Origin of the sequence: Pyxidicoccus fallax, assembly GCF_012933655.1 — a bacterium.
Classification (GTDB): Bacteria; Myxococcota; Myxococcia; order Myxococcales; family Myxococcaceae; genus Myxococcus; species Myxococcus fallax.
This window is the reverse complement of sequence record NZ_JABBJJ010000359.1, coordinates 1-12,332: the sequence shown is the minus strand read 5'-3', so window position 1 is coordinate 12,332 and position 12,332 is coordinate 1. Positions and strand designations below refer to the sequence as shown.

The following is a 12,332-nucleotide window of genomic DNA, read 5'->3' as shown; positions in this document are numbered from 1 at the left end:
GGGCTATGTCTGGGCCTGCTACGCCATTACGATTGCAACCCTCGTCCTCTACGCCCTGTCGCTGTGGGCTCGCCGCCCCCGGGCCTCGCCCGACGCCAAGGAGTGAAAGCCATGACGCCCGTCGCCCGTAACCGACTCATCGCCCTCGGCGCCCTGCTCGTGGCAGGCGCTGGCCTGTCCTTCGTGGCCTTCGGCGACATCGGTGAGAACCTCGTCTACTACTGGAGCCCCTCGGAAATGCTGTCCCAGGGGGACAAGGCCTACTCGGCCACCATCCGCCTGGGCGGCGTGGTGCAGCAGGGCAGCATCCAGTGGAACGAGCAGCACACCACCCTGCACTTCCGGGTGGCGGATGACGTCAAGGAGGGCGCGCCCAGCGTGATGGTGCGCTCCACGGAGACGCCGCCGCAGATGTTCCGCGACAAGATTGGCGTCGTGGTGGAGGGCACCTACGACAAGTCGGGTGTCTTCAGCTCCAACCGCCTGATGGTGAACCACTCCAACGAGTACCGCGCCCCCAAGGAGGGCGAGGACCCGAACAAGTGGCGTGAGACGCTGTCCGACGCCACCACGGCCAGCGCGGCGGGGGCGAAGTGAACGGAACTGTCGGAAACGGCCTGGTGCTCGGAGGGCTCGCGTTCGCGGCCTTCGGCGCGCTCGTCGGCCTGGTCAGTGGCATGCGCCGCAGCGACACGGGTTACCCGTGGGTGCTGCGCGCGGTGTGGGGCTTCGCCGCCTGCATGGTGGGCGCGAACCTCGTCATGGTGAACGCGCTCGTCACGCATGACTTCAGCGTGAAGTACGTGGCGCAGGTGGGCAGCCGGGACACGCCGCTCGTCTACACCATCGTCTCGCTGTGGAGCGCCCTGGAGGGGTCCATCCTCTTCTGGGGGCTCATCATGGGCGGCTACATCGCCGCCTTCGCCTTCATCCACCGGCGCGAGCACGCGCGGTACATGCAGCTGGCGCTGGGCACCATGCTGGCGGTGGGCGTCTTCTTCGCCTTCCTCATCGCGGGCCCCGCCAACCCCTGGGGCGTCGTGTCCCCGGTGCCGGCGGACGGCCCCGGCCCCAACCCGCTGCTGCAGAACCACGTGCTGATGATCATCCACCCGCCCATGCTGTACCTGGGCTACGTGGGCATGACGGTGCCCTTCGGCGTCGCCGTGGCGGGCCTGCTCCGCGGAGAGATTGGCGAGGCGTGGATGGCGCCCCTGCGGCGCTGGACGCTGGTGGCGTGGCTCTTCCTGTCCATCGGCATCATCCTCGGCGCGTGGTGGGCGTACGCGGTGCTCGGCTGGGGCGGCTACTGGGCGTGGGACCCGGTGGAGAACGCGTCCTTCCTGCCGTGGCTGACGGCGACGGCGTTCATGCACTCCACCATGGTGCAGGAGCGCAAGCGGATGCTGAAGCTGTGGACGCTCAGCCTCGCGCTCGCGTCCTTCGTGCTGACGATTCTGGGCACGTTCATGACGCGCTCGGGCATCTTCAACTCGGTCCACTCCTTCACGCAGTCGGACATCGGCCCCACGTTCCTGGTGTTCCTCGGCGTGCTGCTGCTGCTCTGCATCGGCCTGCTGGCCTCGCGCGGCCACCTGCTGGTGCCCGAGGGGCAGCTGAGCTCGCCGCTGTCGCGGGAGACGAGCATCCTGGTGAACAACCTGGTGTTCGTGGCGATTACGTTCACCGTGCTGCTGGGCACCGTGTACCCGCTGATATCCGAGGCGGTGCGCGGCGTCCGGGTGAGCGTGGGCGAGCCGTACTTCAACAAGATGGCGGTGCCCGGCGGCATCGCCGTGCTGTTCCTCATGGGCGTGGGCCCGATGCTGCCGTGGGGCACGCCGGACAAGGCGACGCTCAAGCGCCAGTTCATCATCCCCGCGGCCACCGGCCTCGTCGTCGCGGCGGTCTGCTACGCGGTGGGCCTGCGCGGCGTCTACGCGCTCTTGACGTTCGGCCTGGCGGGCTTCGTCACCGTCATCACCCTGCGCGAGCTGGTGGCGCCGGTGCGGGTGCGCATGACGGAGCGCAAGGAGGGCCTCTTCACCGCGCTGATGACGAGCGCCACCAAGGCGCAGCGCCGTTTCGGCGGCTACGTGGTGCACCTGGGCATCGTGCTCATCATCGTCGCGGTGGCCGCGTCCTCCGCGTACGTGAAGCACACGTCCGGCACGGTGAGGAAGGGCCAGACGCTGGAGCTGGACGGGTACCAGATGAAGTACCTGGGACTGGTCAGCGGCGAGGAGCCCCACCGCACCTACGTGGCGGCGCGCCTGGAGGTGACGTCTCCCGGCGGTGACATGTCCGAGCAGCGGCCGCGCCTGAACTACTACGAGCGCAGCACGGACCCCATCGGCACGCCGGCGGTGCGCGAGACGGCGGCCGAGGACCTGTACATCTCGATGATGGCCTTCTCCGAGCAGAACGGCACGGCGAGCTTCAACGTCTGGGTCTTCCCGCTGGTGGGGTGGATCTGGTGGAGCATCCCCCTCTTGGTGCTGGGCACGCTCATCGCCCTGTGGCCGCGCCGGAAGGCGGCGCTGGCGGTGTCGGCGGCGCCGGAGGTGGGCGCGGCGCCTCCGCTGGCCGGGGACGCGGAGCGGGGGGCCGCGTGATGGGCAACTGGCGCTACACCCTGGCCTTCGTGGCCCTCAGCCTCGGCCTGCTCGTGGTGCTCTTCAAGGGCTTCGGGCGCAACCCGCACGAGGTGCCCTTCATGCTGAAGGGCCAGCCGGCCCCCAACTTCGTGCTGCGCTCGCTGGACAGCGGCGAGAAGGTCAGCCTGGAGGATTTGAAGGGCCGCCCGGTGGTCATCAACTTCTGGGCGTCCTGGTGCGGGCCGTGCCAGATGGAGCACCCGGTGCTGGAGTGGGGCGCGCGCGAGTTCGGCTCGCAGGCGGTGTTCCTCGGCGTCGTCTTCGAGGACACCGAGGACAACGCGCGCCAGTTCCTCGCGCGGCACGGCGCCAGCTTCCCGCAGCTGATGGACCCGCGCTCGCGCATGGCGGTGGACTACGGCGTGGCGGGCGTGCCCGAGACGTACTTCATCACCCCGAGCGGCACCATCCTCGACAAGCACGTGGGTCCCATCGACCCGCAGACGCTGGCCACGCGCATCCGGCAGCTGAACGGGAGCGCGGCGCCGTCCGCCCCCGCCGAGGCCGCGCGCTAGCCAGCAAGCCCGTATCCAAGAGGTGGGACGCATGCGGTGCCCGGAGTGCGGCGAAGCCTCGAATGGCCGGCTGAAGTACTGCGAGAACTGCGGCGCGAAGATGCCGGCGAGCCCCGAACAGCTCACCGGCCCGCGCCCGGCGGTGCGCTCTTCCCGGCCCGGCCGCAAGGCCTCCTCGGAGCCGGCGTACGCGGAGGAAATCCTCGAGGAGGTGGAGGAGCGCTCCCGGCCGTACGCCGTGGGTAACGCGCCCGAGCTGCCCCCCGAGGACAAGACGGACCCTGGCGACAGCCGGCCCGCGTACGACGGGCCCAGGTGGCTGGCCAGCGTGCCGGCGCACTCGCCCACGGTGGCGGGCGTGGGCGTGCTGGGGCTGGCGCTGGTGCTGTCCATCCTCCCCTTCTTCTCCAGCGCGGGCGTGGTGGGCTCGGGGCTGGCGCTCGTGGCCTGCGTGCTGCTGGTGGCGCGGGAGCTGCGCGAGGCGGGCGAGGCCCCCGGCTTCACGGAGGTGGTGCCCGAGTCCCTGCTGCGCCCCGAGGCCGCGGCGCTGGGCACGGCCGTGCTGGCGGCGCTCGCGGTGCGGGTGCTGCGCCTCGACATCGTCTCGCTGCTGTGGCTCGTGGGCGCGGGGCTCGTCGTCCATGACCAGTGGCGCAAGGTGCTCGGAGGCCCGGACGGCGTGGTGGAGCGCTGGTTCGAGCCGCGCGAGCTCCTCCAGATGCCCCGGGTGGCGGCGCTGGGAGGCGTGGCGGCGTGCCTGCTGACGCTGTTCGCGCCGTGGGCCACCGTGAGCACGGGGCTCGACGTCCTCCCGGCGAACGCGCCCGTGCCGCAGGGCCTGCCGCAGCTGCGCGTCATCAACGCGCCAAGGCCCACCGACGACGTGCTCTACAGCCGGGGCGGTGACATCGCCTCGCTGTCCGGCTGGGACCTGCCGGCGTCGGAGGTGGTGGAGCTGGCGCTGCTGGCCATGCTCGCGCTGCTGGCGCTGCGGCCGGAGGTGGCGCGTCCGGCGTGGGCGCGCTTCGTGCCCGCGGGCTGCGTGGCGCTGGCGCTCGTCTGGGCGGCGGTGAACATGCGCCTGGCCGTGGGGCCCATCGCCTTCGTCATCGGCCTGGGCGCGGTGGGCTTCGTCGCCGCCATGCAGCTGCGCGAAGGTCCGCCCCCCTCCCCTTCCGAGTACGAATACGAAGAGTGACGCGGCCCTCCGCGCATTGACTCACGCGGAGGGCCGGTGCCCGCCCCTTCAGGCGCGGCGGGACGCCATCACGGCGTGGTGAACTGGGTCAGCCAGTTCAGGTTGGTGCGGAGCGACCACGGGGCGGTGCCGCTGCGCCACGTGTTGTCCAGCGTCAGGCCGATGCAGCTGCCGTTGCGCATGTAGCAGTGGTCGGCGTTGCCGTCGGACACCTGGGAGTCCTTGATGATGTACCAGCCGCTGCCGTTGCTCTGGAGGCAGGACGTGGCCAGCGGGCAGGAGTAGCCCGTGGTCTCCGTGTTCTGGGCGCGCACGGAGGACTCGGTGGGGCCGACGAAGACGTCCTGCTCGCCGTTGATGATGCGCAGGCGGTTGCTCGGCAGCGTGCGGTTGCCGTTCGCCACGCAGGAGTTCAGGTTGTAGATGGAGTACTCCACACCCGCCCCCAGGCCGTAGGCGGCCTGCACGCGCGAGTCGTGGTTCTTCGCCAGGATGGCCATGATGGAGCCCTGGCTGAAGCCCGACACGACGATGCCCTTGGAGCAGTCCGCCTTGGCGCGCGAGCACAGCCGGCTGATGGCGCTGGTGGAGCGGCCCGAGTCGTAGATGCACTTCGCGCGGCTCTGGAGCGTGGAGCAGGAGCCGAAGGTGCCGTTGTCATATTCCACGGTGGCCGCGACGTAGCCGCGCGCCGCCATCTCCTGCACGGCGGCCATCGCCGACGAGTGGTCGTAGTTCTCCGTGGTGCCCACCGTGTAGACGAACACCGGGTAGCGGCCCGAGGCCGCCGGCTCCTGACCCCGGATGTTGTAGGTGGTGCCACAGATGAGGCCGCTGCCGCCCGAGTACGTCGTGCTGAAGCTGCTCAGGGTCTGCGCCTGCGCGGAGGACGTCCACGCCAGCGCCACGAACAACCCAAGAAGGAAGCTCGAACCTGCCGTCTTCATGACCACTCCTCGTTTTTGGGGGTGAGAACTGCACGGTCGGGTGCCACCAGCGTCCAGGGCGGACGCCGTCAGCGCTCCATGCCTTTCGCGGGCATCGACAGACACGTCCCGGCGCGCGAAGCGCCGGTTCGTTGATACATATTTAGAGCCTCGCCGCGAAGTTTGTCCATCCCTTTTTATGTCGTTTGGCGGGTTTTTCCTGTTTGATTCCGCAATGCGAAACTGGCTTGAGAAGTGTGTCTTTGTTTCGCGGTGCGGAACTCCCCTCAGAGGGAAGTCAGAGCCCACCCCGGGAGACGGACGTGTTTATTGTCATCCATTTCGCCATGCGAAAGTGAATGACCAACGCAACGCGTCTGCAATTGATTGCGGGGGCCGTGGACACGCGGGGCTCGAGGGGTCCTCCCCTTTCGTGAGAATCCGGCCGGTGGGCCCGTGCTGCGTGGGTCCGCGCGCCTCTCCCCCTGATGAGGAGAGCCGGACCGGGAGAGGCCCGGCCCGCACAGGGGGCGCTCCCGTCACGTAGCGATCATCCGTCCCGCCCATCCGGTCCGGCCACCGTCGCCTCCCCGACCCGCCAGGTTCAGGTCAGTTAACCCAACCAACAGATGGTGGGTTTCCGCATCCTTCGCGAGCTTGAGGCTCTACGGGCTTCGCATACCTTGGGCGCCACATCCAACGAGTGCACGACACCATCGCGAATCCAGGAATGGGGGGAGCGCGGCATGGTCGGTCCGAGGACGGCGGCAATCCGGACGGGAAACACGAGCACCTTCACGCTGAAGCAGCGGCGGCTGCACATCGTCCTATTGGACCCGCGCGAGGCGCCCTACGCCGACCGCGAGTACGTGCTGACGGTGGGAAAGACGGAGCACCATGGGCGCACGGCCGCGGACGGCTCGCTCTGCCATGAAGTCCCCGGCCTCTCCATGGGTGAGCTGCTGCTGAAGCTCCCCGCGCCCGAGGCCGGGCCCCGCGTCGAGGCCGCCCCGGAGCCTCCGCCACGAGCCCCACCGCCCTACCCTCCTCCCGTCTTCGACAGGGACTTCCCGGACGCCTCCGACGTCACCGCGCCGCGAGACGTGACGCTGTGCTGGGACCTCCAGCTCCAGTCGCCCGCGAGCTTCGACGGGGACGCGCTGCGGGCCGCGCAGGAGCGGCTGCACAACCTGGGCTTCACCATCGACGGCGAGCGCGGCGCGCCAGGGCCCCGGACGAAGGCCGCGGTGCGCGCCTTCCAGCGACGCCACGGCCTGCCGGAGACAGGACAGCTCGCGGACGTCCAGCGCGAGCTCATCCGCCAGCACGACGCCTGACCCGCGCCATGTCCCGCATCGCTCTCAAGGCCACCGTCGCCTTCACGCCGCCGGGCGGAAGGAACCGGAACCGGCTCCGTCCGGCCCACTTCGGCGTCACGGACTTCCGCCTCGCCACGTCCGGCGGCGGCACGTCCCGCTGCCACCGCCCCGCCCCCTTCCCCATGCCCGCGGGCGGCGAGGACGGCTTCCACTTCGCCCCCGAGCTGGAGTCGGTGGACATCCGCTACCAGCTCACCCACTCCGCCGGGCTCGCGCGCACCGGCAGGTTGGAGCTCTTCACCCGTCACCAGAAGAAGCCCCTGTGGACGCGGGAGCTGTCCTCCGAGGAGCTGAACGCGGGAGAGCACCGCCTGCCCTGGGACGGCCGTGTGCCCGTCTGTGAGGCCTTTCCCGACGGCGTCGTCACCGTGGAGCACTCGCCCTACAAGCTGAAGCTCACGCTCCAGGGCAGCGGGTGGGCGGAGTGCCCGGTGGCGTGGACCTACTTCCACGTGCTGGTGGACGGACTCGAATTGGAGCTCGGCGACCCGCGCGTGCTGGCGAAGGCGAGGGACCGCGAGGTGACGGCCGCGATGGAGCGGCTGCCCGCGCCCGGACAGCGGGCGGAGGTGCGACTCGTCGGCAACGTCTTCAAGACGGACGCGAAGCAGATGGAGGACGACGCCGACTTCCAGAACCACCGGAGGGAGTGGGGCAACGGACCGGACATCCCCATCTTCGCGCGGGCCTGGCTGAAGGACTCGCAGGGCCGCCGGGTGGACGCGCCCCGGGCGCTGGGCCGGGTGCGCTTCCTCTGGGACTGGGAGGACGAGGCCGAGGACCTGTCCCGCCACTCGCCGCGAACCCGCGCCTTCCTGGAAGGGGCGCTGAACCGCCAGTGCGCCGTCTCACGTCCCAAGGGGGACAACGCCCACAAGGACGTGGGAGGCAAACGGGGGCTGCCCTCCTCCGCCGTGTTCCCGAAACAGGGTGGATATGCGCCCCAGGCCCGGCCGCGCGAGGGCGTCTTCCCCTTCCGCGTCGTGCCCTGCCGCAAGCGCGGGTGGGCCGCGTACAGCGAAGCGTGGACCTCCGGGGCCTTCGCCGGCAGGACGGGGGTGCTGTTCCAGCCCTCGCGCATCGCGGGGGACGCGTGGCGCGTCACGGTGCAGCTCGCGTACGAACGAAGGAAGGACGGCGGCGTGGCGCTGGACGTGGAGGATGACGCCCCCCTGCCCGCGGCGGTGCGCGCCTCCACCGGAATCTTCGAGACGTGGCGTGAGGTCCATATCTCCCGCATCGTCCGCAAGAATCCGAGCGTCGAGGGCTTCTCGCTGGCCACCGTGCAGCAGCAGTTCGAGCGCGCATTCCTCCGGCTGGAGGACTGCAGCGGCGGCGTCACCGAACTGGACGCGGCGGACTACAACCGGCGCATCGCGGCGGCGGTGAAGAAGCGTCCCTGGGAGGCACGAGCGGCCATCGACCCCACGGTGGACCAGTACGCCGCCGGAGGCCACGCGCTGACCTTCCGCACGTATGGAGCCTTCCTCGCGGAGGTGAAGCGCCTGAAGCGCTGTGGGGATGCCGAGCTCCCCCTGTGGCTCTCGAAAGGCCACGTCAAGGACGCGGTGACGGACGAGGACACCTACCACCGGCTCTGCAAGGGGTGGGCAAAGGAAATCCTCGTCACCGCGTTCGATGAAGCCCCCGACAGGAGCACACCGGGCATCCTGCTCTTGCAGTTCGCGGGCCTCTACAACCTTGAGCGGGCACCGGGGGGCATCCCGGTCAACGGCTTCTCCACGGAGTTCCCCTCGAAGGACCGGACCCGCTGCGCAGTGGTTCAGTGCGGCGCGGCCGCCAACTACGCCGGCAACTCCAACACGCTGGAGCAGACAATCGCCCATGAGATTGGCCACCAGTTGTTCCTGCCCCACGCTCCGTTCCCCATCCACCGCCAGCCCGGTGGGGCCAATGCGACACAGCATGACCAGGACGGGAGCGACTGTCTGATGGGCTACGATTTCACGGTGGCGCGGCGGCTCTGTGGGTTGTGCCTCCTGCGACTGCGGGGATGGAACAAGCGGCAGCTCAGCAGTGATGGGAGCCGGAACGCCCAGCCATGAGTGTCCTCGTCCTGGCCTGTCCCGCCCTGCTCGTCACGAGCGTGCTCGCGAGCGGTGTACCCCCACGCTTCGTCGCGGCGGCGGCGAACCCTTCCACGTCACGCGGAGGTCCATCCGTGCGCATCCAGTTCCAGCTCCCCAAGGAGCGCTTCACCGCGGCGGAGGAACGCAGGGCCCGCGTCACCGTGCGCAATGAAGGCACCGCGCCCGTGGAGTTTCCGGACCCCTTCCGGAACGCGGACCAGTCCCTGACGTACACGCTGACCGGGCCCCAGTACCCCGAGGGTCTCAGTGTCACCTGGCGTTCATTCTATCTGCGCAACCCCGCCTACCCGCTCATCCAGGACGAGCCTCCGCGCATCCGGCTGGACTCCGGACAGGCCATTGAATCCACCCTCAACCTCTTCGAATGGATGCCGGCCACACGTCCCGGTCGCTATCGCCTGAACGCCCGGTTGACCCACGATGCCTTCACCGCGACAGCGACCCCCATCGAGTTCGACATCGTGCCCTCCACCGCGAGCGCCGCCTCGCTGGGCTTCGACGTGGACGCCCCGTATCCCCAGCATGTCTCGGCGGTGTGGCTCCAGGAGATGAGCGGGCAGCCCTTGCTCATGTTGAGTGGCCATAACGACTCGGACGCCGAGGAGACAGGAGGCGTGAGCAGCAGCGCGGCGACGGTCATGGGCCCCGTCGAGCCCGGCTCCACGGACGTGATGTATCCCTGGTCGAACGACCCTCAAGGCGACTCGCCCGCGCGATGGTTCGTGTGGCGCAAGGGCGCCTTGCTCCTGGCGCTGATGGACCCGGCGACGACCCAGAACCCGTTCCGCTTCGACCTGGGCGAGCCCCCCGAGCGCGTCGTCCGCCCCGCCCTGCAGACCGTGACGGGCGAGCTCTTCGTTCCCGTGGTGGCCGCCGGAGGCAGGAGCCTGAGACTCATCCGCTTCCACTCCACCTTCGACGCGACGGACATCACCCCGGGACAGGAGGTGGGCCGCGTGCCGCTCCCCGGAAGGCCCATCGCCGCGCGGGCCACCATCCAGCCGGCCTCGGTCGGCAATGGTCTCAGCGTGCTGCTGGTGGAGCAGGCCCTGGGTGGATTGGATGTCCACCACGTCCGCGCCACCACCCGGGGCCGCCTCACCCGGACCGCCAGCACACTGCTCCGCGGGATGCAGGCCCTGCCCCAATCCGAGCCCGGACTGTGGATTGACTCGGCGGGGCGTCTCAACGCCGCGCTCGTGGTGGCCAGCGTGAAGGACCCGCGCCGGCCCGTGCTCGTGGAGCTGCGCTACCGGCCGGATGGCCGGCTAGAGTCCCCGCCCCGGCTGAAACCCCTTGGCGCGCTGCCGGTGGCCGCTCGCGCCGCGGTGGTTCGCTACAACACCACGTTCCATCGCGGAGGCGAGCTGACCTGGGCCATCCTCCTGGAAGATGGCACGGTGCTGCATCAGGACACCCCGCGGTGGCACGGCCCCATGAAGCCGCGCAAGCCCGTTGCCATGCCGCTGGAGCTCTACATCAGCCGCGACACGTACCTGCTCACCGTGGACCCCGCCCTGGGCCCCACCTTCGAGCCCCTTCGCTGAGCGCGCCTGTCAGGGCCCGCCAGACGCCATCGAGGGAGCGCCTCGGCTCCGCCACCTGCTCCGTCAAATCGAAGCACGCATCGTGCTGGCGCGTTCGTCGATGCGGTGCTTCAACTCGGCCTTCAGCGCCATCCGTGCGCATGAAGAACTCGAGGAGAGGTGCATGGACCGTCTGCGCGAACTTCTGGGCATCGAGCTTCCCATCATCCAGGCGCCCATGGCGGGTGTGCAGGGAAGCGCGCTGGCCATCGCGGTGTCCAACGCGGGCGGCCTGGGGTCGCTGCCCTGCGCGATGCTGACCCCGGACGCCCTGCGCAAGGAGCTCGGGGCCCTCCGGGCGGGCACGTCGAAGCCGTTCAACGTCAACTTCTTCGCGCACACCGCGCCCGCGCCGGACGAGGCCGCCGAGCGCGCGTGGCGTGAGCGGCTCGGCCCCTACTACCGGGAGTTCGGAATCGACCCCGCCAGCCTCCCGGCGGGCCCGGGCCGCCTCCCCTTCGATGCCGCCGCGGCGGAGGTCGTCGAGGAATTCCGCCCCGCCATCGTGAGCTTCCACTTCGGCCTTCCCGCCCCCGAGTTGCTCGCGCGCGTGAAGCGCACGGGCGCGAAGGTCCTCTCCTCCGCCACCACCGTGGAGGAAGCACGCTGGCTCGAAGCGCACGGCGCCGACGCCGTCATCGCCCAGGGCCTGGAGGCCGGCGGCCATCGCGGGCACTTCCTGTCCGACGACCTGACGCTGCAGCCAGGCACCTTCGCCCTGCTGCCGCAGGTGGTGCGCGCGGTGAAGGTGCCCGTCATCGCGGCCGGCGGCATCGCGGATGCCCGGGGCGTGGCCGCGGCGCTGACCCTGGGCGCCGTGGCGGCGCAGGTCGGCACCGCGTACCTGCTCTGCCGCGAGGCGACGACGAGCCCGGTGCACCGCGAGGCGCTGAAGAGCGAGGCCGCGCGGCACACCGCGCTGACGAATGTCTTCACCGGCCGGCCCGCGCGCGGCATCGTCAACCGCGCCATCCGCGAGCTCGGGCCGCTCAATCCCATGGCACCTGCCTTCCCGCTCGCGACGGCGGCAATCCTGCCGCTGCGGGCGAAGGCCGAGGCCGCCCGGAGCGGTGACTTCTCGCCGCTCTGGTGTGGCGAGAATCCCGAAGGGTGCAAGGAGGTCGGCGCCGCCGAGCTCACCCGGGAGCTGGCCTCGCTCGCCTGAGCGTCTCGGAGGGAGCGCCTACCTGCCCGGGCCCCGCCAGACGCCCTCGATGGAGATCATCGGCTCCGTCACCTGCTCCGTCAGGCCGAAGCACGCATCGTGAACGACGCGGACGTCGCCCTGCGACACCGAGACGGGAAGGACATCCGCCGCGCCCATGCGCGCCAGGGGCCAGACGGACGGGGAGCCTTGAAGGAGTCGCAGGACGTCCTCCGTCGGCCGGGCGCCCGGGGCCACCGAGTTGCGCAGGACCGTCTGCTCCCATAAAGCCACCTGGCCGCCCACGAACACCCGGAAGCGCCCCAGCCGGAATGCCACCAGCTCGTCGCCGGTGCAGAAGGCCACTCCGCCGATGGACACTCCGCCAGGCGCCTTCGCCTCGCTGAGGATGCGGCGGGACATCACGTCCGCGAAGACCCGCTCCTCCAGCCGCCGCAGGAAGGGCCACACCGAGACACTCGAACCATCCCAGCCGAGTTCCTGCGCGTCGAGCCGGACATGGGACGTGAACACCGACTGGAAGCCGTTCGGCGCATCGACGACGGTGCCGCAGACGAGCTGCTCCACTTCACCGGCGCGGACTGTCCAGAGGTCCACGGCCGTGCCCCCACGCCGGACCGACTCATCGAATGACCACCGGCGGAACCAACCCACGTTGCGGCTCATCTAACCTCCTTCAGCGAAGTCGGGTCAGGGCCTGACGAGCGACGTCATGGAAGGAGTCCCGCGGCAGCGGAGTGAAAGCCGGGCCGCACAACGTCGCGCCTGATTCAGCCAGGACGTCGTAAGGCCCCA

General features: G+C 70.1%; 10 protein-coding genes. 8 read left to right on the top strand and 2 right to left on the bottom strand.

The window, feature by feature from the left end; genetic code table 11:
- The first annotated feature begins 111 nt into the window (after positions 1–111).
- Genes HG543_RS44505 through HG543_RS44490 form a run of 4 tightly spaced genes read left to right on the top strand, consistent with a single transcriptional unit; the run spans position 112 to position 4,370 of the window.
- Positions 112–597: a cytochrome c maturation protein CcmE gene (locus HG543_RS44505; RefSeq protein WP_169351033.1), complete on the top strand. Its 486-nt coding sequence runs from the start codon at positions 112–114 to the stop codon at positions 595–597.
- Complete coding sequence (locus tag HG543_RS44500) at positions 594–2,615, top strand: cytochrome c biogenesis protein CcsA (protein WP_169351032.1); 2,022 nt, start codon at positions 594–596, stop codon at positions 2,613–2,615. The genes HG543_RS44505 and HG543_RS44500 overlap by 4 nt, the downstream gene beginning before the upstream one ends.
- Positions 2,615–3,172 carry a TlpA family protein disulfide reductase gene (locus HG543_RS44495; RefSeq protein ID WP_169351035.1) on the top strand — a complete coding sequence of 186 codons (558 nt, stop codon included), beginning with the start codon at positions 2,615–2,617 and terminating at the stop codon, positions 3,170–3,172. The genes HG543_RS44500 and HG543_RS44495 overlap by 1 nt, the downstream gene beginning before the upstream one ends.
- 31 nt (positions 3,173–3,203) lie before the next feature.
- The gene (locus tag HG543_RS44490; protein ID WP_169351031.1) at positions 3,204–4,370 is read left to right on the top strand and encodes a zinc ribbon domain-containing protein; all 1,167 of its coding nucleotides are present in this window, start codon (positions 3,204–3,206) and stop codon (positions 4,368–4,370) included.
- 68 nt (positions 4,371–4,438) lie between these two features.
- Here the strand turns inward: HG543_RS44490 and HG543_RS44485 are convergent, their stop codons facing one another.
- Positions 4,439–5,317, bottom strand: a complete 879-nt coding sequence (locus HG543_RS44485; RefSeq protein WP_169351030.1) for an alpha/beta hydrolase family protein — start codon at positions 5,315–5,317, stop codon at positions 4,439–4,441.
- A gap of 725 nt (positions 5,318–6,042) precedes the next feature.
- Here HG543_RS44485 and HG543_RS44480 point away from each other — a divergent pair.
- From HG543_RS44480 to HG543_RS44465, 4 genes are all read left to right on the top strand, one after another.
- Positions 6,043–6,633, top strand: coding sequence for a peptidoglycan-binding domain-containing protein (locus HG543_RS44480; RefSeq protein WP_169351029.1), 591 nt, complete (start codon positions 6,043–6,045; stop codon positions 6,631–6,633).
- Between the two features lie 8 nt (positions 6,634–6,641).
- Entirely contained in the window at positions 6,642–8,741 is a 2,100-nt protein-coding gene (locus tag HG543_RS44475; RefSeq protein WP_169351028.1) for a hypothetical protein, read from the top strand.
- A complete protein-coding gene (locus tag HG543_RS44470) occupies positions 8,738–10,333 on the top strand; it encodes a hypothetical protein (protein ID WP_211194583.1) in 1,596 nt (531 codons plus the stop codon). The genes HG543_RS44475 and HG543_RS44470 overlap by 4 nt, the downstream gene beginning before the upstream one ends.
- 163 nt (positions 10,334–10,496) lie before the next feature.
- Positions 10,497–11,537 carry an NAD(P)H-dependent flavin oxidoreductase gene (locus HG543_RS44465; protein ID WP_169351027.1) on the top strand — a complete coding sequence of 347 codons (1,041 nt, stop codon included), beginning with the start codon at positions 10,497–10,499 and terminating at the stop codon, positions 11,535–11,537.
- Between the two features lie 18 nt (positions 11,538–11,555).
- On the opposite strand, the gene HG543_RS44460 is transcribed toward HG543_RS44465, so the two are convergent.
- Entirely contained in the window at positions 11,556–12,203 is a 648-nt protein-coding gene (locus tag HG543_RS44460) for a hypothetical protein (protein WP_169351026.1), read from the bottom strand.
- Between the last annotated feature and the right edge of the window lie 129 nt (positions 12,204–12,332).